Consider the following 21,576-nt stretch of genomic DNA (forward strand, 5'->3'; position numbering starts at 1 on the left):
ATGACTGCAACGAAGATCTGCGCTCTCGATGAGCTCGAAGTGAACCAGGCCGTCAAGGTCGAAATCGACGGGGTCGCCATCGCCCTCGTGCGCGATGCCGCCGGCGATGTCTTCGCCATCGGAGACACGTGCACGCACGGCGATATCTCCCTGTCCGAGGGATTCGTGGAGGGCCAGACTCTCGAGTGCTGGGCCCACGGTTCGATGTTCTCCCTCACTACCGGAAAGCCGCTGTCCTTGCCGGCCTACGATCCGGTCCCGGTTTACAACGTTGAACTCATCGACGGTTTCATCTTCGTCGATCCTTCCGTCACCGTCGCGGTCTGAGTCTGTCTCACGCACCGACCGCCCCACCAGCCATTCAAGCCAAATTCAGAAGGGAATAAGACATTCATGTCTGTTCTTGAGATCAAAGACCTGCACGTCAGCGTCGAGACCGACCAGGGCACCAAGCAGATCCTGCGCGGCGTCGACCTGTCCATCAACGAGGGCGAGATCCACGCCATCATGGGCCCGAACGGCTCGGGCAAGTCCACCCTCGCCTACACGATCGCCGGCCACCCCAAGTATCACGTCGAGAGCGGCTCCATCCTTCTTGACGGCGCCGAAGTGCTCACAATGACAGTGGATGCCCGGGCCCGCGCGGGGTTGTTCCTTGCCATGCAGTACCCGGTCGAGATTCCGGGAGTGACCGTCACCAACTTCCTCCGCACCGCTAAGACGGCCATCGAGGGGGAGGCCCCGGCGATTCGCACGTGGATCAAGGATGTGCGCCAGGCGATGACGGACCTGCGCATGGACAAGACATTCGCCGAGCGCAACGTCAACGAGGGCTTTTCCGGTGGCGAGAAGAAGCGCAACGAGATTCTCCAGCTTGAACTGCTCAAGCCGAAGTTCGCCGTGCTCGACGAGACCGATTCCGGCCTCGACGTGGACGCACTCAAGATCGTTTCGGAGGGCGTCAACCGTGCCAAGACCAACACCGGCCTCGGCCTGCTCCTGATCACGCACTACACGCGCATCCTGCGCTACATCCATCCTGACTTCGTGCACGTCTTCGTCAATGGTCGCATTGCCGAACAGGGCGGGCCTGAGCTTGCAGACCGCCTCGAGGACGAAGGCTACGATCGCTTTCTCGTCCCGTCGAACGTAGGCTGATCGTATGGCTTCAACACTCAGTCCGGCTCGGTTCGACGAAATCGAAGAGGCCCTGAAAGACGTCATGGACCCGGAGCTCGGCATCAATGTCGTCGACCTCGGGCTCATCTATGACCTCGGCTGGGACGATGAGAACAACGCGCTCATCATCCACATGACCCTCACCTCCGCCGGCTGTCCGCTGACCGATGTGCTCGAGGAGCAGACGGCGGAGGCGCTTGACGGTGTCGTCGACCAGTTTCGCATCAACTGGGTCTGGATGCCGCCGTGGGGACCTGACAAGATCACCGACGACGGCCGCGACATGATGCGAGCCCTCGGCTTCGCCATGTAGCTCTCCCGTCGGTAGTCGAAGGCCCCATCTGCAGCCGCAGGAGGGGCCTTCTCTCTGTCTGTCAACGCTGCCCGCACCCACTCGTAATACGCTCTACTCAGTAGAACGCTATGCTAATCCTATGGATTTCGGGGAACACGGGGCACTGAGGCGGCGCGCGGTGCAGGCGGCAAGCACTCGGGCGGAGATTGTCATGGCGGCCGGCCGACTCATGCTCGAGCGCGGCTACGTGGGCACATCGGTGGCGGCGATTGCGGAAGAGGCTGGCGTCGTCGTGCAGACGATCTACAACTCGGTGGGCTCGAAGGCCGAATTGCTGGCGGCGGTGCTTGACCGGGTAGCGGAAGAGCCGGATGCCCCGGCGCTGCTGTCCGGCGCTACGCGCGAACGAATCGCTGAGGCGCGCACGGCGACAGAGGTCATTCGCATTCTGGCCCGGTCGAGCGCTCTCGTGAATGAGCGCACCGCGGGAATCCTCCGTATCGTCAGCGAAGCGGCCGTGGTCGATCCCGACGTGGGGGAGTTCGAGCAGAAGCGCGACGCGGCCCGGCTCCATGGCTTTGGTGAGGTCGCCGCGGTGCTCCGGGAGAAGCGCGGTCTGCGCGGGAGCCAGATCTATAGCGGGGGCCCCAGCGACCATGAGGCCGCGGCGACGATGTGGGCGCTGGCCCACCCGCATACCTTCAGGACGCTGGTCTTGTCGCTGGGCTGGTCGACCGAGGCGTACCTCAACTGGCTGGAAAAATCGTTGCTGGCCGCCCTGCTCTAGCCCAGCGTGGGCGTGCGTGCGCCAAACAAGGCTCAGGGCAAATATACTAGTGAGTTGGACCGCTCTGGTCCACCCACACTTCACACCCGTACAAAACACTTCGAATGGACTATTGCTGTGCTCAACGTGCAAGATCTCGAAATCCGCGTTGGAGCCCGTGTGCTCATGGAGGGCGTCAACTTCCGCGTCGCGAGCGGCGACAAGATCGGCCTGGTCGGTCGAAACGGCGCCGGCAAGACGACCCTGACGAAGACGCTCGCGGGGGAGACCAACCCGACTAAGGGGTCGATCAGTCACTCCGGCGAGATCGGCTACCTGCCCCAGGATCCGCGCGCCGGCGACCCGACCATGCTGGCCCGCACCCGCATCCTCGATGCCCGCGGCCTCGGCACCATCGCGCTCGGCATGCACGAGTCCAGCCTGGCCATGGCCGACCCCGATCCCAAGATCAGCGCCGCCGCCATGAAGAAGTACGGTCGCCTGACCGACGAGTTCAACGGCCTGGGCGGCTACTCCGCTGAGGCCGAAGCCGCCTCGATCGCCAGCAACTTGAAACTGCCCGATCACATCCTCGACCAGGCCCTGAGTACCCTGTCCGGCGGTCAGCGTCGCCGCATCGAACTCGCCCGCATCCTGTTTTCGGCCGCCGAGATGATGATCCTTGACGAGCCGACCAACCACCTCGACGCCGACTCGGTGGCGTGGCTGCGCGAATTCGTCAAGAACTACAAGGGCGGTGTCATCATCATCAGCCACGACATCGAACTCGTCGGCGAAACGGTCAACCGGGTGTTCTACCTCGATGCGAACCGCATGATGATCGACATCTACAACATGAACTGGAAGAACTACCTGCTGCAGCGGACAGCCGATGCCGACCGCCGCAAGAAGGAGCGCTCCAACGCGGAGAAAAAGGCGTCCACCCTGCAGCTGCAGGCTGCGAAGTTCGGCGCCAAGGCGAGCAAGGCCGCGGCTGCCCACCAGATGGTGGCTCGCGCCGAGAAGCTCCTCTCCGGGCTCGACGCCGTGCGGGCCGTGGAACGTGTCGCCAAGTTGCGCTTCCCCGAGCCGGCGCCGTGCGGACGCACTCCGCTCATGGCCAAGGACCTGTCGAAGAGCTACGGTTCCCTGGAGATCTTCACCGCCGTCGACCTCGCGATCGACCGCGGATCCAAGGTCGTCATCCTCGGACTCAACGGGGCAGGAAAAACCACCCTGCTGCGCATGCTGGCGGGTGTCGACGAATCTGACACCGGCTCGATCGAACCCGGACACGGCCTGCGGATCGGCTACTACGCGCAGGAGCACGAGACGATCGACGTCAACCGCAGCGTGCTCGAGAACATGGTGTCCGCTTCGCCGAGCATCACCGAGATGGAAGCCCGCCGAGTACTCGGCTCGTTCCTGTTCACCGGTGACGACTCCACCAAGCCGGCCGGTGTGCTGTCCGGCGGCGAGAAGACCCGTCTCGCCCTGGCCATGATCGTCGTCTCCGGCGCCAACGTGCTGCTGCTGGACGAGCCCACCAACAACCTCGACCCGGCCAGTCGCGAGGAGATCCTCGATGCTCTCGCGCACTATGCCGGCGCCGTTGTGCTCGTGAGCCACGATGAGGGCGCCGTGCAGGCCCTCAACCCGGAACGGGTGCTGATCATGCCCGAGGGTACGGAAGACCACTGGAACAAGGATTACCTCGACCTCATCGAGCTGTCCTAACCGATTCGCTGATGCGGCGTAGCCTCGCCGGATCGTCCGATTTAAAGGAACCGTGCGTGCTGCCGCCCGAAAAGTCACTTCGCATCGCGCTGGTGTGCCTGCACACCTCGCCCGGTGCAGATCCCGGTGACGGTGACGCCGGGGGCATGAACGTTGTGGTTCGCCATCAGGCGGAAGCTCTGGCAGCCCTCGGTCATGACGTGAGCATCCTGACCCGCCGTTCTGCGAACCATCAGCCCGCGTCGATGCAGCTCGCACCCGGCGTGACCCTGGAGTTTCTCGACGCGGGTCCGGCGGTCGCCTTGGCAAAGGGCGAGCACGAGCAGTGGATCGCGGAGTTCTCGGCTCGGCTGGCCGCGCGACCGGCCTGGGACATCATCCACTCGCACCACTGGTTTTCCGGTATGGCCGCTCTGCCGGTGGCCAGGCGGTGGGGCATTCCGCACGTGCAGAGCTTTCACAGCATCGCAGCCGACGATTCGACGCCGCTCTCAGCGGGTGAACGCGCCGAATCAGCGGGACGGATGCCCGGAGAGGCCTGGTTGGCGCGCGAATCGGATGCGCTCGTCGCGATTAGTGCGGCCGAGGCGACAACGATCACGGGGAGATTGGGTGGGGCAGTGCAACGCACGTCCGTCGTGCTGCCCGGCGTCGACAATGCCATGTTCTCGCCTGCCGTACCTGCGCTTCTGGGCGATCGGGCGTTACCGGCCGACGGCCGCGGTTGCGTTCTCGTTGCAGCCCGCCTGCAACCCCTCAAAGGCCTCGACCTGGCCATTGCCGCCGTTGCAGCCGTGCCGGCCGGCATCCGCCCGGACTTGGTCATTGCCGGCGCTGCCTCTGCCGACTACGACGGCTACGTTGACGAGCTGCGGGCACTCGCCGAGCGGGTTGGGGTGACCGATCAGCTGCGGCTCCTTGGTCCCCAATCCCGGGCCGATCTGGCAGCCCTGTTTCGTGGTGCCCGTCTCGTGCTGGTACCGTCGCACTCGGAAACCTATGGTCTCGTTGCGCTCGAAGCTGCGGCGAGCGGCGTGCCCGTCATCGCCGCAGCATCCGGTGGACTACGCGAAGCCGTCATTGACGGGATGACCGGCCTGGTACTAGAGTCGCGTGAACCGCTGGTGTGGGCTGACACGATCGCGTCTGTCCTGACCGATCCGCAGCGCGCGCGCGACCTGGCCGCGGCGGCGCGGGAGCACGCCCTCCGCCTCGACTGGGCCCGGTCGGCCGCATCTTTGCTTGCCGTCTACCAGGGGCTGCTTGTTCGCACAACCGGCGGGGTACCCACTGAAGTGCCCTGACCGCATGCACGAGTACCACCGCGCGGTCGCCTGAAGCAGGCCTTCGGCTAGTGCAGTTGCCGGTCGAGAAGCTGGTCTTCAATCTCCGCGTCGTTGAGTGGTTTCGCTGCGCGCTTTCGGGCACGTTCATCCGCTCGCTCGCGTTCCTCAGGGTCGTGGGCATTCACACTGCGATATTCTTCCCGGAGAGCCCAGCCGAGACCGATGAAGGCGAGCAGGCCGAACACAAACCACTGAAAGGCGTACGACAGGTGGGGGCCCTCGTCGCGAATCGGTTTGAGCACGGCGGTTGGGCGTGCCTCGGTTGCGGCGGGACTTTCCTTGGCCATGAGGCCGTACGCACCGGTATAGGTGGGCTCGTTCAGCCGTTCGGCTATGGTCGAAAGGTTGATCGTCGCGACCTGATTTCCACTCGCCGTGCGGCCGGGGAGGTCGGGCTCGCTGGCTTTGAGCCGGGCCACCACGGTTACGGTGCCGGTGGGAGGTGCCGGCACCGTGTCCGGAGCGTCCTGTTCCTGCCCGGTGGGCAGCCAACCGCGGTCGACGATGAAGATCGTTCCGTCGGTGAGCAGGAACGGGGTCAACACTTCGAAGCCCGGATTGACGTTGAGCGGGCGGTTTCTGGCGAGCATTTCGTCACCGACGAGGTAGGTGCCGGTCAGTTCAACCGGCATCCACTTCTGGGATTCGTCGAAGTCGGTCAGCTCCGGGAGCGCCTCGGTGACGGGAACCGGGTTCGAATCGAAATTAGAATCAATCTTGAACAACTCGGTCAGGGCCTCATCGCGCCGAGCCAGCTGCCAAACGCCGAGTCCGGAACACACCGCGGCGAAGAGAATGGTGAGCGCCAGATACCCCGCCCAGCGGCGGCTAACGGCAAAATTCCAGCCCATCATCGCCCGTCCCCTCTCGGCTCCGGCGCGGAATCCAGCGCACGTACCACTAGGGGAAAATCACGCGCGGCCAGAAAGTCCCGCAGGTAATCAACGTGTTCGTCGCAGGCCAGCCAGGTTTTCACGCGATCGATCGAGTGGATGCGCGGGTTGCGCCAGTCCAGCCGCCAGCTCCCCGTATTCCGGCAGTCCGCCCGCGAACAGGTTGTTTCTTCCAAGGCACGTCCCAGTCCGATCAACGAACTCGCCCCAGCGCTTGAGCCCTCACTTGGCTCCGTCGTCGTTCTGATAAATCTCCAGGCCGCCCGGTCGCAGAACCTCGCCTCCGCGCGGCGCAATCTTCACGTTTGCTACCACGACGGCGAAGTACGGCAGCACGATTGCACCAATGGCGCAGAGCACGAGCCACCATCCCTGCACGAACAGCAAGAGCACGATGCAGACGACACGCACGGCCATCGCGATCGAATACTTGATCATCCGGTTGCGGCGCTCGATCTCGTCCGAGACGGGGAGCGAAGTGATCGACTGTTTCTTCATAGGTCCAACGGATTCGTCAGCGGCGGAAAATCCGTCGCTTCAAGCCTACGCTGGCATGGCGGCATCCTTGCACGCCTTAAACTTGAATCTGCCGGGTGTTTTATGGCCCCGGCCGCAGTCTCCAGACCCGAATAAGCAGCAGAACAGGAAATCCATGACTACGGCTCGAACAGTGCTCATCACCGGCGGTAATCGCGGGATCGGTTTCGCCATCGCGGAGGAATTCCTCGCCCAGGGACACCGCGTCGCCGTGACCTCCCGCTCCGGGCACGGGCCGTCTGGAAGTCTCACCGTGCGCGCCGATGTGACCGACGCGGCATCCATCGACGCCGCATTCACCGAGATCGAGGCGACGTACGGCCCGGTGGAAGTCGTCGTTGCGAACGCTGGCATTACCCGCGACATGCTGCTGATGCGCATGTCGGACGACGATTTCACCTCGGTCATCGATACCAACCTGAGCGGCGCGTTTCGCGTGGTCAAACGTGCCAGCAAGGGAATGCTCAAGGCCAGATTCGGGCGCATCGTGCTCATCTCGAGCGTCGTCGGGCTCTACGGATCTGCCGGACAGGTGAACTATTCGGCCTCGAAGAGCGGCCTGGTCGGCCTGGCGCGTTCTGTCACTCGCGAACTCGGCGCGCGGGGCATCACCGCAAACGTCGTCGCCCCCGGCTTCATTGAAACGGACATGACCGCGGCCTTGCCTGAAACCCAACAAGCTGACTATAGACGCAGCATCCCGGCCGGGCGCTTCGCGACTTCCTCAGAGGTTGCACGCGTGGTGACCTGGCTGGCCGGCGACGACGCGGCATACATCTCTGGCGCGGTCATCCCCGTCGACGGCGGTCTGGGCATGGGGCATTAGAGCGTCTGCCGAAATGGGGCCGGCTGGGCTGCCGTTCAGCCGCGGAGGCCGATGAGCGGCAGAACCTGGCTCAGGTCGCAGTGATCGATGACGAGGTCGGCCTCACGCTTCACCCGAAGTTTGGCATTGAACGCCACGGAAAGTGCGGCCGCATCCATCATCCGCAAGTCGTTCGCACCGTCGCCGACTGCGATCGTCTGGGCGTCGGGGATGTGTTCGAGCGCCGCCCATTCGCGCAGCGCGACAGCTTTCGCTTCGGCGTCGATGATTGGTCCGAGTACGCGACCGGTCAGGTAGCCGGCTTCAACTTCGAGTCGGTTGGCCCGCCAGTGGTCCACACCGAGCTGGGCCGCGAGGGGGTCGAGCAACTCGTGGAAGCCGCCGGACACAACCCCCACGACGCCCCCGCCGGCGTGGATACCGGCGATCAGCTCGTGGACCCCCTCGGTCGGGCGGATCCGTCGCCCCACCTCGGCGAAGACGCTGTCCGGCAGTCCCGCCAGGGTCGACACCCGCGCGCGCAGGCTGTCGGCAAAATCGAGCTCACCGCGCATGGCGCGTTCGGTCACGTCGGCGACGCGGTCGCGTGAGCCGGCGGCATCCGCCAGAAGATCGATCACCTCGTCTTGGATCAGAGTGGAGTCCGCGTCGAGCACGACGAGAAAGCGTGGTGCAGTGGCACGGATCACGGAGTAACGCGCACGCCCTTACCGACGACGGTGATGCCGGATTCGGTGACACTAAAGCCGCGAGCGAGGTCGCGATCGCGGTCCACACCGACAGTGGCACCAGCCTCGACGACCACTTCCTTGTCGAGGATGGCACGACGCACGACGGCTCCCGCGCAAATCTGCACCCGGTCGAACACGATCGAGTCAACGACCTCGCAGGCTGACCCGATCGAGGTCCATGGCCCGAGCACACTGCGTTCGATGTGGGCGCCGGAGATGACGCAGCCCAGCGAGACGATCGAGTCGATCATGGTGCCGAGCGCGCCTTGAGCGTCGCGCACGAACTTCGCCGGCGGAGAGTTCAGCTGCATGCTGAAGATCGGCCATTGGTGGTTGTACAGGTTGAACACCGGCAGCGCTGAGATGAGATCCTGGTGCGCCTCGAAGAACGAATCAATCGTTCCCACGTCGCGCCAGTAATACCGGTCGCGATCGGTCGACCCTGGCACCTCATTGCGCTGCAGGTCGTAGACGCCCGCGTCACCTCGGGAGACAAAATCGGGAATGATATCGCCACCCATGTCGTGGCTCGAGTCGGTACGCTCACCATCGCGCAGCACCGCCTCGATCAAGGCGTCGGTGTTGAAAACATAGTTACCCATCGAGGCGAACACCTCGTGCGGGGCGTCGGCAAGTCCAACGGCATCCTTGGGCTTCTCCCGAAAGTCGGAGATCCGATCCGGTGTGGCGGCATCCACTTCGATGACGCCGAACTGATCGGCCAGACCGATGGGCTGCCGAATCGCCGCGATCGTCGCAGACAGACCGGACGCGATGTGGGCATCAATCATCTGACTGAAATCCATGCGGTAGACGTGGTCAGCGCCAACGACGACAACAATGTCGGGTTTCTCGTCGTGGATGAGGTTGAGGCTCTGCAGAATGGCGTCGGCCGACCCGCTGAACCAGCGCTTGCCAAGCCGCTGCTGGGCCGGCACCGAGGCGATGTACGAATTGAACAATCCACCGGAGACATGCCAGGTCTGAGAGACGTGACGGTCGAGGCTGTGTGACTTGTACTGAGTCAACACCACGACCTGGGTAACGCCCGAATTGATCAGGTTGGACAGGGCGAAATCCACCAGGCGGTAATGCCCGCCAAAGGGGACGGCGGGCTTAGCCCGGTCCTCGGTCAGTGGCATGAGCCGTTTTCCCTCACCACCGGCGAGGACGATTCCAAAGATCTTCTTGGCCTTCATGTGTACAGAGTAGGGCCAAGCGGGCAGGTCAACGAACACGACGGAGTGTGCGTCGTCCTGCGCTGCGCTACCTTTGCTCCATGCGAGTGGATCTGATGACCAAGGAATACCCACCGGAGGTTTACGGGGGAGCGGGCGTGCACGTCACGGAGCTCGTGCGTGCGCTTCGCGAACACATTGACGTGTCAGTGCGGTGCTTCGGCGCGCCCCGCCCGGATGCCGACACTTTCGCCTACGAGGTGCCCGCGCAATTGGCCGACGCCAACGCGACTCTGAGCACTCTCGGTGTTGACCTGCAGATGGCGCAGGACGCCGCTGGTGCCGATCTGGTGCACTCACACACCTGGTACGCCAACGCGGCCGGGCACCTCGCGAAGATGCTGCACGGAATTCCGCACGTCGTCACGGCACACAGCCTCGAACCCTTGCGGCCGTGGAAGGCCGAGCAGCTGGGCGGCGGCTATCGCGTGTCCAGCTGGATCGAAAGAACGGCTTTCGAGGCAGCGGATGCCGTGATCGCCGTCAGCGACGGAATGCGCCGCGACATCCTGCGCAGCTACCCCGCGCTCGACGATAGTCGGGTGCACACGGTGTACAACGGCATCGACCTCGACCGCTGGAAGCCCCGTCTCGACGGCGACTTCGTGCGTGGGCTGGGAATCGACCCCGACCGGCCGTCCGTCGTCTTCGTCGGCCGCATCACGCGGCAGAAGGGGTTGCCGTACCTGCTGCGCGCCGCCGCCTTGCTGCCGCCCGAGGTGCAACTCGTGCTGTGCGCTGGCGCTCCCGACACTCCCGGCATCATGGCGGAAGTGACGGCCGGAGTCGAGGCGCTGCAACGAGAACGCTCCGGAGTGGTCTGGATCAACCGGCTACTCGCTCAGCCCGAGCTTGCCGCGGTGCTCACCCACGGCACTGTCTTCGTCTGCCCGTCCATTTACGAACCCCTCGGCATCGTCAACCTCGAAGCCATGGCCTGTGGCCTGGCCGTCGTCGGGACCGCCACCGGCGGCATACCCGAGGTCGTCGCCGATGGCGAGACGGGGCGCCTGGTGCCGATTGAGCAACTCACCGACGGCACGGGCACCCCGTTGCATCCAGATCAGTTCGTCGCCGACCTGGCCCGCATTCTCACCGAGGTGGTGAGCGATCCGGCCCGAGCCGCCGAAATGGGGCGTGCCGGTCGAGTGCGCGCCGAGCATGAGTTCGGCTGGAGCCAGATCGCCACCCGCACGCGAGAGATCTACGCGTCCCTGCTCTGATCGTCGAGTGAGTTCGTCGGGGCTCTGACCGTCGAGTGAGTGCGTCGGGCCCGTCGCCGCGACGAGCCCGACGTCCTTCGCCACTGGCCCCGCCCGATAACATGGGGGTATGGTCAATGTTTTGCATTTCACCGACGTCTCCGTCGTCCGGGGTGGTACCACCATCCTCGACTCAGTGAATTGGAGCGTCGCCGGCGACCAACGGTGGGTCATCCTCGGCCCGAACGGTGCCGGCAAGACCACCCTGCTGCAGATCGCCGCGGCCTTCATGCACCCGTCGACCGGTCAGGCTGACGTTCTCGAGGAGACGCTCGGCGGAACGGATGTCTTCGAACTGCGACCCCGAATCGGGTTCGCCTCGACCGCCATGGCCCGCAAGGTTCCCGGCCAGGAGAAGGTCCTTGACGTGGTCATGACCGCGGCGTATTCGGTCACCGGCCGGTGGAACGAAGAATACGAGACCATTGATGAGCGCCGAGCCCAGCGTGTGCTGCAGGAATGGAAGCTCGACCATCTCGCCGACCGCAAGTTCGGTACCCTGAGCGACGGCGAGCAGAAGCGGGTGCAGATCGCCCGCTCGGTCATGACCGACCCGGAGATTCTGCTGCTCGACGAGCCCGCTGCGAGCCTCGACCTCGGCGCCAGGGAGTCCCTGCTGCAGCTGCTCAGCGGTTACGCGCAAGAACCCAACTCGCCGGCCATCATCATGGTCACTCACCACGTTGAAGAGATTCCGCTCGGGTTCACCCACGTTCTGTTGCTGTCAGGCGGCAAGGTCGTCGCCGCTGGCCCGATCGGTGAGGCACTGACCGCCGAAGCCCTCAGCGAAACTTTTGGTCTGAACGTGGAAGTCACCGAGACCGACGGCCGCTACTCAGCACGCGCGCTCTGAGCCGGGCGTTCCCACAACGCGGTTCTCTGCTAAAGTGAGGGACTGGCCAATAGGCCATTCGCGTGTCGTCGTAGGCGGCGGGCCCAATAATCGAACAGCACTGTGACCAGTTACAAGTCTGTTCACCAGAAGTGCATAAGGAAATCCACATGAAGTCTGACATTCACCCCGAGTACGCTGCCGTCGTGTTTCGCGACCTGGCCTCCGGTGCGACCTTCCTGACTCGGTCGACCGTCTCGAGCAAAAAGACCATCGAGTGGGAAGACGGAACCACGTACCCGGTCATCGATGTGGAAATCTCCTCCGAATCGCACCCGTTCTACACGGGCAAGCAGCGCATCATGGACTCCGCCGGCCGCGTTGAAAAGTTCAACTCGCGCTACAAGGGCTTCGGCAAATAGCACCAGGTTCACACGAAAAAGCGACCAGCTCCGGCTGGTCGCTTTTTTTGTCACAAGGAGGTGGATCGTCAGCGCTGCGGCCAGGCGGTGTCGGCCAGAAATTCGGGATCGCGACCACGCCGCATGTAGTCCTGGAAGCTTTCGGCTTGCTCGCGATACCAGGTGACCTGAAGGGCATGCATCTCGTCGAGAGTAGCTGGCAGAGCTTCTTCGTGCGCCCGGTGGATCGCCTGCGCGACTCGACCGGCCGCGATCGCGTCGGCTCCGGCATCGTGGGCATCATCGAGGGCGACCCCATAGTAGGCACTCGTGACCTCGAGGGTGCGCTTGCCCTTGCGGTACTTGTCGACGGCCTTGTCGATGACCAGGGGATCGACGACCGGACTCGGGGAGATCAACGGGGCGATGCCGTAGCGCAGGGCTTCACGGTCCAGCAGGGTGAGGTCATAGGGGGCGTTGTAGGCCACGATAGGCAGCCCGTTGCTCAGGTGCCCGCGTAGCGCCGTGACGATCTCGGCCACCGCCTCAGCCGCGACCCGGCCGTGCTCCACGGCATGCTCGGTCGTGATGCCGTGCACGCTGGTAGCACCGGCCGGAATGTCGACGCCCGGATCGACCAGCCAATCGATGCGCTCAACGGCCGTGCCGTTGTGGTCAAGAACGGCGACAGTGGCTGACACGATGCGGCAGGTCTCCACGTCTATACCGGTAGTTTCAAGGTCGAATACGGCGAGGTGATCGCTCCAGGTGCTCATACTTCCACCCTAGGGGCGACCACCGACACGCATCCGCTGCATCGGCCCGGCAGCAACCATGCCGGGCAGCATCAGAGCGTGATGGGCCGATGACGTTTTCAGCACTCTCGCGCACGGTGTGGTGGTGCGCCCGGGCATCGCTCGCAGTCGTGTCAACGCTTCGTCCATGTCGACCGCGCTTACTTGGGCGCTGCCCCCCTGTGCCTGTTCAGGTGTCCGGGGTGAATTGCAGTCGCCGCGCGACCACGTCACCCGCGATGGCGCGCACCGATTTTCCGTGCGAGAACGCGTGCGCGCGCAGGAGCAGCAAAGCCTCCGTCGGTGTGACGTTCATCTGCACCAGCACCATTCCTGTTGCCTGGTGAATTTCTCGCCGCGAGAGCGGAGACGCCGACGCTGTCGTCTCTGTCTCAGCTGATCCATTGACGGCGGATTCCTGCACCCGGAGCAACCGATCCAGTAGTTTCCACGCGGCCTGGTTGGCCAACACCAGTGCTTGCGCCCGGTCTGTGTGATCGAGCACCCCCGGGGTCGTGCTGTACAGTTCGACCATTCCGACATCGATCGCGCCGAGCGTGAGTGGAAAAACGTAGAGCGCTGCGACCTCGGTGTCCATCAATGCCGTGTGGAAGATCGGCCAGAGCGGATGCGCGACCTCGCGGACACGCGCTTCCAGAACGGGAAGGCGGGTGCGGGCCGCTTGCCAACGGGGGCCCTCGCCGAGATCGAACTGCAATTCATCGAGGCGAGCGGCGAGCTCGTCGGTGGCGCAGACGACCGTTTCGGTGACGGCCCCGCCGAAAACTGATACCGCGGCACCGGTCACCGGTAGTTCATCGAGAAAACGGGCGCACACGGCCGTGTCTTCGACTCCAACGTCTGAACTCGAACATCTAGCCACGATCGACCGGCCTCCTGACCCTGGCGATAGCTTGCTTAGCTCAAGAATACGTGCGGTGGGCGGCCGCACAGAAGAGTTCTTGCAGATCCCCCAATCGTCGTCGCCACGGCCGGCTGTTGATCGCTGACGGTTTATCCACAGTGCAGCCAGTAGAAGCTCTGTGCGCCCAGCGTGAGGGTGAGGGAGCCTTCGTCGGTGAAGCTGGGAAAGACGGCGCCGCCGAACAGGTCGTACAGGCGGGTTCCGGCCATGTCGAGATCGTCAATGGTGAACGCGACCGGGTTGTGCGAAAAGCTGAATACGCACATCACCGTTTCGGGCTGGTCGCCGTACATGGATCCGGAGCCGGCATAACTGCGGGTGAACACCAGCACCGATTCATGGTTGGTTTTCAGCACGCGGATCGTGCCGAGCCCAAAGGTGGGATGTGCCTTGCGCACATGGATCACATTGCGAATCCAGTGCAGGAGGGAGCCGGATTGAGCCAGTTGCGATTCCACGTTGGTTTGCGTGAAATTGTAGACAAGGGATTGCACGATCGGCAGGAACAGCTTGCCGGGGTCGGCATCGGAGAAGCCGGCGTTGCGGTCGGGGGTCCACTGCATCGGTGTACGGGAACTGTCGCGGTCGGGCAACCAGATATTGTCGCCCATGCCGATCTCGTCGCCGTAATAGAGAAATGGACTACCGGGAAGGGCGAAGAGCAGGGCGTGAGCGAGCTCCAACTCGGCCCGGGAATTGTCGAGCAACGGGGCCAGCCGTCTGCGAATTCCAATATTGGCGCGCATTCGTGGGTCGTAGGCGTACCAGCCGTACATGGCCTGACGGTATTCCTCGCTGACCATTTCCAGAGTGAGCTCGTCGTGATTGCGCAGGAACACCCCCCAGCCGGCGCCTTCGGGAATGTCGGTCGTTTCGGAGAGCACCCGCACCAGCTCGTTGGCCTGCTGGGAACGCAGGGAGTAGAAGATTCGCGGCATGACCGGAAAATCGAACGCCATGTGGCATTCCGGTTCTTCTTCGGAGCCGAAGAACGCGGCGACTTCGCGCGGCCACTGGTTCGCTTCGGCGATCATGACTCGTCCCGGATATTCCCGGTCGACCATGGCACGCAACCGCTTGACGAACTCGTGAGTGGGTGGCTCGCCCTCGCCGTTGCCCTCTTCCGACTCGAACAGGTAGGGGATCGCGTCCAGGCGAAACCCGTCGACTCCGAGGTCGAGCCAGAAACGCACGACATCGAAGATGGCTTCCTGCACGGCGAAGTTCTCGAAGTTGAGGTCGGGCTGGTGTGAGAAGAACCGGTGAAAAAAGAACTGCCGACGAACCGGGTCGAAGGCCCAGTTCGACTCCTCGGTGTCGGTGAAGATGATGCGAATGTTGGGGTAGCGCTCGTCCGTGTCGCTCCAGACATAGAAGTCTCCGTAGGGCCCGTCTGGGTCTTCGCGGGACTGCTGGAACCATTCGTGCTGGTCCGAGGTGTGGTTGAGTGGAAAGTCGATAACAATGCGCATATTGCGTTCGTGCGCTTTCGTCACCAGGTCCTTGAACTCCTCCAGAGTGCCGAATTCCGGCAGAATCGTGCGGTAGTCGGCGACGTCGTAACCGCCGTCTTTGAGGGGAGAATTGAAGAACGGCGGAATCCACAGGGCGTCGATGCCCAGCCATTGCAGGTAGTCGAGCTTGGAAACCAAACCAGCCAGATCGCCGGAACCGTCAGCATTGCTGTCAACGAAAGAGCGAACCATAACTTCGTAGAAGACGGCGCGGCGATACCACCGCGGATCGAGGGCCAAACCGGGCAGCTGAATGGGTGCGGTAAAGCTCACGGCTTTCCTTCCGTCCCGGCAAAGGGCTCTCTCGGTACATATGTTGGCTCGAGTCTAGGTCGACCGCCCCGGTGCACGTCCAGCCTTGCGTAAGTCTCGCGCCTAAACTAGGTCCGATGATCGTTTCTTCGCCTTACGACAAAATTCTCGTGCGCCTCCCGGTGCGCCAAGGCACCGTATCCGTTCGCAGCGTCGACGGCAACAGCAGCGGTAGCCGGTACTGGGAGTACGGTGCGCCATCCGCGACGACGACCCTCGTGCTGGTGCACGGATTTCGTGGTGATCACCACGGTCTGCAACTGGTCGTGGCCGAGATGCTCGACGGCGACGCGATCCCGCCCGACCTCCGCATCGTGGCACCCGACCTGCCCGGTTTCGGTGAGTCGGATCCCCTCCCAGACGGTGCGCATTCCTTGGCCGGGTACGCCCATTGGCTGGGGGAGTTTCTGCGCGTGCTCGCTCCAACCGGACGCCTGGTTCTGCTCGGGCACTCCTTCGGGTCGATCGTCGTCGCCGCGGCTATAGCAGACGGGATCACGGCCGATGACGTCATCCTGGTCAATCCGATCGCCGCGCCGGCACTGTCCGGGCCGCGCGGTATCCTGACTCGGCTCGCCGTGTTCTACTACTGGGCTGCTGCGACCCTGCCGGAGCGCTTGGGCTATGCGCTGCTGCAGAACCGTGCCATCGTGCGCATCATGAGCGTGAGCATGGCCAAGACTCGCGACCCGGCGTTACGGCGCTGGATCCACGATCAACACGACCGCTACTTCAGCGGCTTCGCCAACCGTCGGGTCGTGATGGAGGCGTTCACCGCCTCGGTCAGTCACGACGTGAGCGAATTCGCTGCGCGCATCCAACAACCCACGCTACTGATCGCGGCGGACAAGGACGACATCACGCCGCTCGCCGCGCAGTATCGGTTGCAGGCGCTGTTTCCGAACGCCACGTTACGGGTCATCGAGGAAGTCGGTCACCTTATCCACTACGAAAAGCCGAAACCGGCGGCCCTACTCATTCGAGAATTTCTCGGAGGGGAGCGACCGGTATGAGAATTATTGTCGACTGCCGCTACGTGCGCCTCGGTCAGCACGACGGCATCAGCCGCTATACCGCGGGGCTGGTCACCGAACTGGGCCGCCTGCATCCGCTCACCATGCTCATCAGCGACCATCGCCAACTCGCGTTGCTACCCGCCCTGCCGTGGCAGCTCGTGAGCGCACCGACGAGTATGCTCGAACCGCTCGTCGCCCTGTCCGTCAACCGGCTCAAGCCCGACGTCGTGTTCAGCCCGATGCAGACGATGGGATCCTGGGGCCGCAAATATCGGCTGTATCTGACCGTGCACGACCTCATCTACTATCGCAACCGCACACCGCCACGGGATCTCCCCACGTTTATCCGGCTGCTCTGGCGTGTCTACCACCTGTCTTGGTGGCCACAGCGCCTGCTGCTGAACGGAGCCGACGGCGTCGTGACCGTTTCCGAGACCACGCGTTCGCTGATTATCGAGCACCACCTCACCCGGCGCCCGATCACCGTGGTGCCGAACGCCGCTGACTCCGTACGTGGCATACCCAGTCACCGGAGTATTCCAGAAACTACCCGCCTGATCTACATGGGTTCCTTCATGCCCTACAAGAACCTCGACACGCTGGTGCTGGCCCTGGCCGATTTGCCGGACTACGATCTGCACTTGCTCAGCCGGGTGTCAGAGACCGAACAGGTCCGGCTGACCCGTCTTGCACCACAGGCCAGACTCGTCTTCCACGACGGGGTTACCGACGAGGAGTACCACCTCCTGGTGCGCTCGGCGACTGCACTCGTGACCGCCTCGCTCGATGAGGGCTTCGGAATACCCCTGGTTGAGGCGATGAGCCTCGGCATCCCCGTCGTGGTCAGTGATATCCCGATTTTTCGTGAAATCGGTGGAGATGCGGCGCTGTATTTCGACCCGCGCAAAGCCGATGCCATCGCTGCGGCAGTGCGTCGGCTTGCGGTCCCGGGGGAGTGGGCGGCAAGGTCGGCGCAATCGATCGACCAGGCTGCCCGATTCACCTGGGCAGGGTCGGCCCGCACGCTGCTCGGGGTGCTCGAGGGAACCGCGCCCGGCGAATAGCCCGGTGGGCGCCCTCGAACCCGAGCCACCCCGGGGATATGACGGTCTCCGCGGCCCGGGGGCTCCCGGGTCAGAGCACAGGGGTCGCCGCGGCGTCGCCACGATCGCCGGGCAACCGGGTCGTCGCGTCGAAATGGGTCAGAAGCAGCTGATTGTTCTCCCACCGGAAATCGTGCACCGAACCATTGGCGATGAAATCACCGTGCCGGGGCAGCTCGCCCTCGGTCAGATGGCGTAGCAGCGTGCCAATGACGCCGCCGTGGCTGAGTACGAGCACGCACTGGCCCGCTCGCCCGGCCGCGAGCGCCGCCAGAGCGTCCAGCACCCGATCGACAACATCACGCCGCGTTTCGAGCCCGGGGACAATGACACCGTCGGGAAAGCGCTGCTGGCGCTCGGCGAAGGTTAGTCCTTCTATAGCGCCATGGTGGCGTTCGGTCAGCGCAGGAACGATCTGCGGTTCGTTCAGTCCAAGCTCGGCCGCGATGATGCGCGCGGATTCCGCGGCGCGAAGCAGTGGACTGGTCACAATGGCATCCCAGCGGCGGCTCTGCAGACGCTCTGCTGCGGCGACGGCCTCGGCGCGGCCCGTCGCGTTGAGGGGGATATCCGTGCTGCCCTGAATCCGGTGGTGCAGGTTCCAATCCGTCTGACCATGACGAACGATGGAGAACGTCGTCATGCCTGGTTCACCGGGTGTATCGGTGATTCGCTGGGCGGCCAAGCGCGATTAGCCCAGCAGGCGTTCGGCCAGGGCGGCGAAAGTTTCAGAGGTGCCCGCTTCCAGTTTGTGCAACGCCCGCCCGTCACCCTTAGTCACGCCTCGATTGATGACGATGATCGGCAGCTTGCGACGGCGGGCCTGTTCGACCAGACGGATGCCGGAATTCACAGCGAGCGACGATCCGGCCACGATGAGGGCGTCGGCACCCTGGACCAAGGCGGATGCTTCGAGAAAAGTCTCCGTCGGTACCAGCTCGCCGAAGAACACGACGTTCGGCTTGAGCATGCCTTGGCAGACCGTGCACGCCGGAACCACGAAGTCATCGATGTTTCCCACGTCGGCGTCGCCGTCGGGAGCGATCTGGATACTTTCCGGGTCGCGGAGTACCGGGTTGTCGGTTTCCAGGCGGGCCGCGATGCTGTCGCGGCCGAAGGCCTGACCACAGGCCAGGCAGATGACCCGGTCGAGGGAACCGTGCAGCTCGACCACGTGGCGTGATCCAGCGCGGGTGTGCAGTCCGTCGACGTTCTGGGTGATCACTCCGGCAATCGCACCGGCGCTTTCCAATTGGACGAGCGACCGATGTCCGAGATTGGGCTCAGCCTGGCGGAACACTCGCCAGCCCAGGTGGCTGCCAGCCCAATAGCGTTTTCGTGATCGTTCGTCGGCGACGAAGGTCTGAAAGGTCATCGGGGTGCGCGTCGGAGCGCCCTCGCCGCGATAGTCCGGAATGCCGGAATCGGTGCTGAGACCGGCGCCGGTGAGCACGGCGGCACGTTTGCCGCGCAGCAGCGTGGCGACAGCATCCACTGCTCGCTCGGAATCGAGGGCGACTGCCGAGGCGAGCGCGGCGGCAGCCTCCGGACCGTCAGCAGGCTCGAGCGCATCGACCAACACCGTGTCACTGGGCAAAGCCGAGTCGGCTGTCATCGCGCTCCTTTCGGGCAGGGAGAGCAGAACGAGATGCTCATCCCTTGATTCTAAACTCGTCTGTTTTCCCGTTTGACTACCCACCTGTCAGGCTTGGGCTCAATCACTCGTCTCGAAAGGCACTTCTCGTGCAGATCACCCGCATTACCGACCTGTTCAGTGCGGGTCTCGCCGACTATTCGCGTTTGACCGATGTCGCACTCCGGCGAGTCCTGGAACCGGCCGGCGGCCTGTACATCGCCGAGTCGCCCAAGGTGATCGCACGGGCGCTGAACGCCGGGCATCGGCCCCGGTCGCTGCTCATTCAGGAACAGTGGATACCCGACGCCGAGCGTCTGCTGGCCGACTGGCCCGATGTACCGGTCTACGTCGGTGAGGCGCAGGTTCTGGAACAGCTCACCGGCTATAACCTGCACCGCGGCGCCCTCGCCGCCATGCACCGCCCGGCGCTCGAACCGGTCGAGGCGCTGCTGACGCATGCCCGCCGCATTGTGATCCTCGAAGACATCGTCGACCACACCAACGTCGGCGCCATTTTTCGTTCCGTTGCGGGGCTCGGCGCCGACGCCGTGCTGATTACCCCACGCTGTGCCGACCCGCTCTACCGGCGCAGCGTGCGCGTGAGCATGGGTACCGTGCTGCAGGTGCCCTGGACTCGGCTGCCGGAGTGGAGCGTGGCTGCCCCGCTGCTGCACGCCGCCGACTTTCACCTGGCCGCCCTGGCGCTGGCCGACAACGCGATCTCCCTCGGCGTGTTCGCCGAGGCGGCGCCCGAACGGCTCGCCATCATCCTCGGCGCCGAGGGCGATGGGCTCAGCCAGAACGCCCTGGCCGTCGCCGACACGGTCGTGACGATTCCGATGCTGCACGGCGTCGACTCGCTCAACGTCGCCTCCGCGAGTGCGGTCGCGCTGTACGCCCTGCGCATCCGTTCGTGAACGTGCCGGGCCGGTTGCGCGCCACGAAGAAGTTAGGCTGAACGGATGTCTCCCTCCCGGCGTGTCCTCCTCCAACGAAGGCGACTCGCCGTCTTCAGCATCCTCCTCGTCGTGCTGGGCGGAGTCGGCTATATCGGTGCGACCACTCTGGCTCCGGTGCCCGCCAGCGCTGCGACCATCGTGCAGCCGGCCGCGCTCACCCAGCCGGTCGCCGCACCGGCCTGGCCGGCCTTCGGTGAGAGCGCCATCGGCGCGGTCGGTTTCCCCGGTGTTCTGGCCTCGACCGGCCAGCAGGACACGGTGCCGATCGCGAGCATTGCCAAAATGGTCACCGCCCTCGTCATCCTCGATGCCAAGCCGCTGGCTGCCGGCGCGGCCGGACCCAGCATTTCCTTCACCGACGCCGATGTGGACCTCTACTACGCCGCGGTCGCCGAAAACGGTTCGGTGGCTCCTGTTGTGCCTGGAATGGTCCTCACCCAGCGTGAAGCTTTCGAGGCGATGCTGCTGCCGTCGGCTAATAACTATGCGGCGTCCCTCGCGTTGTGGGCGTACGGGTCCGTGGACAACTACCTGGCGGCTGCGAAAACCTGGCTGGCCGAGAACGGGCTGAACCAGACCAGTATCGCCGACACCAGCGGCCTCTCCGCATCGAGCGTGAGCAGCCTCGCCGACCTCGTGGAGATCGGCAAACTCGTGGTCGGTCACCCAGCTCTCGCCGAAATCGTCTCCCTCCCGTCGGCGGTCCTGCCCGTCATCGGTACCGTCACCAACACCAACAAGCTTCTCGGCCGCGGCGGCGTCGACGGTATCAAGACGGGTACAACGGATGTCGCTGGTGCCTGCCTGTTGTTCTCAACCGATTTCACCGTCGGCACCAGCACCGTCACCCTCGTCGGAGTGGTGCTCGGCGGCGACACCCACTCCGAGCTCAATTCTGCGATTGAAGACCTGATTCAAAGCCTGGAGCCGGGGTTCCGTGAAGTGGTCCTGGCCGAGCAGGGTGCCGTCTTCGGAAGTTACACGACCGGGTGGGGTGACGTCAGCGACATCGTCGCCGAGCGGAAGGTATCCGCTGTGGTCTGGTCGGACTCACCGATCACGGGCGCCGCACGGGCCGCTGATGTACAGATCGGCCGAGCCGGCGACGAGGTGGGCGAGGTATCCTTTACGATCGGCACGGCAACGCCGACCACGGTGACCGTGCCGCTCGAACTGCAGCGCACCCTGACCGATCCCGGCCCGGCCTGGCGTCTGGGACATCCCGGCGTGCTCGCCGCCGGCTGACACGGCCGCCCTGACTCCTCAAGCAGCGT

The 21,576-nt window shown here is 64.1% G+C and carries 24 protein-coding genes; 14 read left to right on the forward strand and 10 right to left on the reverse strand.

Going from position 1 to position 21,576, the window contains the following annotated elements; translation table 11 throughout:
* From E3N85_RS03240 to E3N85_RS03265, 6 genes are all read left to right on the forward strand, one after another.
* Positions 1 to 327 carry a non-heme iron oxygenase ferredoxin subunit gene (locus tag E3N85_RS03240; protein WP_104200731.1) on the forward strand — a complete coding sequence of 109 codons (327 nt, stop codon included), beginning with the start codon at positions 1 to 3 and terminating at the stop codon, positions 325 to 327.
* A 66-nt stretch (positions 328 to 393) separates the two neighbouring features.
* On the forward strand, positions 394 to 1,158 hold the full coding sequence (sufC, locus tag E3N85_RS03245) for a Fe-S cluster assembly ATPase SufC (protein ID WP_134459282.1): 765 nt from the start codon (positions 394 to 396) through the stop codon (positions 1,156 to 1,158).
* A gap of 4 nt (positions 1,159 to 1,162) precedes the next feature.
* On the forward strand, positions 1,163 to 1,492 hold the full coding sequence (locus E3N85_RS03250) for a metal-sulfur cluster assembly factor (protein WP_134459284.1): 330 nt from the start codon (positions 1,163 to 1,165) through the stop codon (positions 1,490 to 1,492).
* Positions 1,493 to 1,613: 121 nt separating this feature from the next.
* The gene (locus tag E3N85_RS03255; protein ID WP_134459286.1) at positions 1,614 to 2,261 is read left to right on the forward strand and encodes a TetR/AcrR family transcriptional regulator; all 648 of its coding nucleotides are present in this window, start codon (positions 1,614 to 1,616) and stop codon (positions 2,259 to 2,261) included.
* Between the two features lie 117 nt (positions 2,262 to 2,378).
* Positions 2,379 to 3,977 carry an ABC-F family ATP-binding cassette domain-containing protein gene (locus E3N85_RS03260; RefSeq protein ID WP_134459288.1) on the forward strand — a complete coding sequence of 533 codons (1,599 nt, stop codon included), beginning with the start codon at positions 2,379 to 2,381 and terminating at the stop codon, positions 3,975 to 3,977.
* Positions 3,978 to 4,033: 56 nt separating this feature from the next.
* The gene (locus E3N85_RS03265; RefSeq protein WP_241978273.1) at positions 4,034 to 5,281 is read left to right on the forward strand and encodes a glycosyltransferase; all 1,248 of its coding nucleotides are present in this window, start codon (positions 4,034 to 4,036) and stop codon (positions 5,279 to 5,281) included.
* Between the two features lie 47 nt (positions 5,282 to 5,328).
* On the opposite strand, the gene E3N85_RS03270 is transcribed toward E3N85_RS03265, so the two are convergent.
* From E3N85_RS03270 to E3N85_RS03280, 3 genes are read right to left on the reverse strand one after another with little or no spacing between them, the layout of a single operon-like run.
* The gene (locus E3N85_RS03270; RefSeq protein ID WP_134459292.1) at positions 5,329 to 6,177 is read right to left on the reverse strand and encodes an SURF1 family protein; all 849 of its coding nucleotides are present in this window, start codon (positions 6,175 to 6,177) and stop codon (positions 5,329 to 5,331) included.
* On the reverse strand, positions 6,174 to 6,392 hold the full coding sequence (locus tag E3N85_RS16650) for a hypothetical protein (RefSeq protein WP_370288993.1): 219 nt from the start codon (positions 6,390 to 6,392) through the stop codon (positions 6,174 to 6,176). Before E3N85_RS16650 ends, E3N85_RS03270 begins: the two co-directional genes overlap by 4 nt.
* Positions 6,393 to 6,438: 46 nt before the next feature.
* Positions 6,439 to 6,714, reverse strand: coding sequence for a DUF3099 domain-containing protein (locus tag E3N85_RS03280; RefSeq protein ID WP_134459296.1), 276 nt, complete (start codon positions 6,712 to 6,714; stop codon positions 6,439 to 6,441).
* 154 nt (positions 6,715 to 6,868) lie between these two features.
* On the opposite strand from E3N85_RS03280, the gene fabG reads away from it, so the two are divergent.
* Positions 6,869 to 7,579, forward strand: a complete 711-nt coding sequence (gene fabG, locus E3N85_RS03285; RefSeq protein ID WP_134459298.1) for a 3-oxoacyl-ACP reductase FabG — start codon at positions 6,869 to 6,871, stop codon at positions 7,577 to 7,579.
* Positions 7,580 to 7,614: 35 nt separating this feature from the next.
* Here the strand turns inward: fabG and serB are convergent, their stop codons facing one another.
* Complete coding sequence (gene serB, locus E3N85_RS03290; RefSeq protein ID WP_241978274.1) at positions 7,615 to 8,268, reverse strand: phosphoserine phosphatase SerB; 654 nt, start codon at positions 8,266 to 8,268, stop codon at positions 7,615 to 7,617.
* The gene (locus E3N85_RS03295; protein WP_134459300.1) at positions 8,265 to 9,509 is read right to left on the reverse strand and encodes a glucose-1-phosphate adenylyltransferase; all 1,245 of its coding nucleotides are present in this window, start codon (positions 9,507 to 9,509) and stop codon (positions 8,265 to 8,267) included. Before E3N85_RS03295 ends, serB begins: the two co-directional genes overlap by 4 nt.
* Positions 9,510 to 9,589: 80 nt before the next feature.
* Between E3N85_RS03295 and glgA the strand changes: the two genes are divergently transcribed.
* The 3 genes from glgA (at position 9,590) to E3N85_RS03310 (ending at position 12,064) form a co-directional block, all read left to right on the forward strand.
* Complete coding sequence (gene glgA, locus E3N85_RS03300) at positions 9,590 to 10,771, forward strand: glycogen synthase (protein WP_134459302.1); 1,182 nt, start codon at positions 9,590 to 9,592, stop codon at positions 10,769 to 10,771.
* A gap of 109 nt (positions 10,772 to 10,880) precedes the next feature.
* Positions 10,881 to 11,663, forward strand: a complete 783-nt coding sequence (locus E3N85_RS03305; protein WP_134459304.1) for an ABC transporter ATP-binding protein — start codon at positions 10,881 to 10,883, stop codon at positions 11,661 to 11,663.
* A gap of 149 nt (positions 11,664 to 11,812) precedes the next feature.
* Positions 11,813 to 12,064, forward strand: a complete 252-nt coding sequence (locus E3N85_RS03310; RefSeq protein ID WP_092107894.1) for a type B 50S ribosomal protein L31 — start codon at positions 11,813 to 11,815, stop codon at positions 12,062 to 12,064.
* 68 nt (positions 12,065 to 12,132) lie between these two features.
* On the opposite strand, the gene E3N85_RS03315 is transcribed toward E3N85_RS03310, so the two are convergent.
* The 3 genes from E3N85_RS03315 to treS form a co-directional block, all read right to left on the reverse strand.
* A complete protein-coding gene (locus E3N85_RS03315) occupies positions 12,133 to 12,819 on the reverse strand; it encodes an exonuclease domain-containing protein (RefSeq protein ID WP_134459306.1) in 687 nt (228 codons plus the stop codon).
* A 208-nt stretch (positions 12,820 to 13,027) separates the two neighbouring features.
* The gene (locus tag E3N85_RS03320) at positions 13,028 to 13,720 is read right to left on the reverse strand and encodes a GAF and ANTAR domain-containing protein (RefSeq protein WP_134459308.1); all 693 of its coding nucleotides are present in this window, start codon (positions 13,718 to 13,720) and stop codon (positions 13,028 to 13,030) included.
* Positions 13,721 to 13,851: 131 nt separating this feature from the next.
* Positions 13,852 to 15,549 (reverse strand): maltose alpha-D-glucosyltransferase, encoded by a 1,698-nt coding sequence (gene treS, locus E3N85_RS03325; protein WP_134459310.1) that lies wholly within the window; start codon positions 15,547 to 15,549, stop codon positions 13,852 to 13,854.
* Between the two features lie 116 nt (positions 15,550 to 15,665).
* On the opposite strand from treS, the gene E3N85_RS03330 reads away from it, so the two are divergent.
* Positions 15,666 to 16,601 carry an alpha/beta fold hydrolase gene (locus E3N85_RS03330; protein WP_134459312.1) on the forward strand — a complete coding sequence of 312 codons (936 nt, stop codon included), beginning with the start codon at positions 15,666 to 15,668 and terminating at the stop codon, positions 16,599 to 16,601.
* Complete coding sequence (locus E3N85_RS03335) at positions 16,598 to 17,668, forward strand: glycosyltransferase family 1 protein (protein WP_134459314.1); 1,071 nt, start codon at positions 16,598 to 16,600, stop codon at positions 17,666 to 17,668. Before E3N85_RS03330 ends, E3N85_RS03335 begins: the two co-directional genes overlap by 4 nt.
* A gap of 70 nt (positions 17,669 to 17,738) precedes the next feature.
* On the opposite strand, the gene E3N85_RS03340 is transcribed toward E3N85_RS03335, so the two are convergent.
* Together E3N85_RS03340 and E3N85_RS03345 are read right to left on the reverse strand one after the other, a co-directional pair.
* A complete protein-coding gene (locus E3N85_RS03340) occupies positions 17,739 to 18,350 on the reverse strand; it encodes a histidine phosphatase family protein (RefSeq protein ID WP_134459316.1) in 612 nt (203 codons plus the stop codon).
* Between the two features lie 48 nt (positions 18,351 to 18,398).
* Positions 18,399 to 19,322, reverse strand: a complete 924-nt coding sequence (locus E3N85_RS03345; RefSeq protein ID WP_134459318.1) for a Sir2 family NAD-dependent protein deacetylase — start codon at positions 19,320 to 19,322, stop codon at positions 18,399 to 18,401.
* A gap of 128 nt (positions 19,323 to 19,450) precedes the next feature.
* On the opposite strand from E3N85_RS03345, the gene E3N85_RS03350 reads away from it, so the two are divergent.
* Both E3N85_RS03350 and E3N85_RS03355 read left to right on the forward strand, forming a co-directional pair.
* On the forward strand, positions 19,451 to 20,260 hold the full coding sequence (locus E3N85_RS03350) for an RNA methyltransferase (RefSeq protein ID WP_134459320.1): 810 nt from the start codon (positions 19,451 to 19,453) through the stop codon (positions 20,258 to 20,260).
* A 45-nt stretch (positions 20,261 to 20,305) separates the two neighbouring features.
* Positions 20,306 to 21,547 (forward strand): D-alanyl-D-alanine carboxypeptidase family protein, encoded by a 1,242-nt coding sequence (locus E3N85_RS03355; RefSeq protein ID WP_134459322.1) that lies wholly within the window; start codon positions 20,306 to 20,308, stop codon positions 21,545 to 21,547.
* Positions 21,548 to 21,576 lie beyond the last annotated feature (29 nt).

It is taken from the genome of Cryobacterium sp. Hz9, assembly GCF_004402825.1.
In the GTDB taxonomy this organism is placed as follows: Bacteria; Actinomycetota; Actinomycetes; order Actinomycetales; family Microbacteriaceae; genus Cryobacterium; species Cryobacterium gelidum.

What these genes read in the sequence shown, in the direction of transcription:
- E3N85_RS03240 (WP_104200731.1), top strand. Translation starts at nt 1, where the DNA reads ATGACTGCAACGAAGATCTGCGCTCTCGATGAGCTCGAAGTGAACCAG.
- sufC (WP_134459282.1), top strand. Translation starts at nt 394, where the DNA reads ATGTCTGTTCTTGAGATCAAAGACCTGCACGTCAGCGTCGAGACCGAC.
- E3N85_RS03250 (WP_134459284.1), top strand. Translation starts at nt 1,163, where the DNA reads ATGGCTTCAACACTCAGTCCGGCTCGGTTCGACGAAATCGAAGAGGCC.
- E3N85_RS03255 (WP_134459286.1), top strand. Translation starts at nt 1,614, where the DNA reads ATGGATTTCGGGGAACACGGGGCACTGAGGCGGCGCGCGGTGCAGGCG.
- E3N85_RS03270 (WP_134459292.1), bottom strand. Translation starts at nt 6,177, where the DNA reads ATGATGGGCTGGAATTTTGCCGTTAGCCGCCGCTGGGCGGGGTATCTG.
- E3N85_RS03280 (WP_134459296.1), bottom strand. Translation starts at nt 6,714, where the DNA reads ATGAAGAAACAGTCGATCACTTCGCTCCCCGTCTCGGACGAGATCGAG.
- fabG (WP_134459298.1), top strand. Translation starts at nt 6,869, where the DNA reads ATGACTACGGCTCGAACAGTGCTCATCACCGGCGGTAATCGCGGGATC.
- E3N85_RS03295 (WP_134459300.1), bottom strand. Translation starts at nt 9,509, where the DNA reads ATGAAGGCCAAGAAGATCTTTGGAATCGTCCTCGCCGGTGGTGAGGGA.
- glgA (WP_134459302.1), top strand. Translation starts at nt 9,590, where the DNA reads ATGCGAGTGGATCTGATGACCAAGGAATACCCACCGGAGGTTTACGGG.
- E3N85_RS03305 (WP_134459304.1), top strand. Translation starts at nt 10,881, where the DNA reads ATGGTCAATGTTTTGCATTTCACCGACGTCTCCGTCGTCCGGGGTGGT.
- E3N85_RS03310 (WP_092107894.1), top strand. Translation starts at nt 11,813, where the DNA reads ATGAAGTCTGACATTCACCCCGAGTACGCTGCCGTCGTGTTTCGCGAC.
- E3N85_RS03315 (WP_134459306.1), bottom strand. Translation starts at nt 12,819, where the DNA reads ATGAGCACCTGGAGCGATCACCTCGCCGTATTCGACCTTGAAACTACC.
- E3N85_RS03330 (WP_134459312.1), top strand. Translation starts at nt 15,666, where the DNA reads ATGATCGTTTCTTCGCCTTACGACAAAATTCTCGTGCGCCTCCCGGTG.
- E3N85_RS03335 (WP_134459314.1), top strand. Translation starts at nt 16,598, where the DNA reads ATGAGAATTATTGTCGACTGCCGCTACGTGCGCCTCGGTCAGCACGAC.
- E3N85_RS03340 (WP_134459316.1), bottom strand. Translation starts at nt 18,350, where the DNA reads ATGACGACGTTCTCCATCGTTCGTCATGGTCAGACGGATTGGAACCTG.
- E3N85_RS03345 (WP_134459318.1), bottom strand. Translation starts at nt 19,322, where the DNA reads ATGACAGCCGACTCGGCTTTGCCCAGTGACACGGTGTTGGTCGATGCG.
- E3N85_RS03355 (WP_134459322.1), top strand. Translation starts at nt 20,306, where the DNA reads ATGTCTCCCTCCCGGCGTGTCCTCCTCCAACGAAGGCGACTCGCCGTC.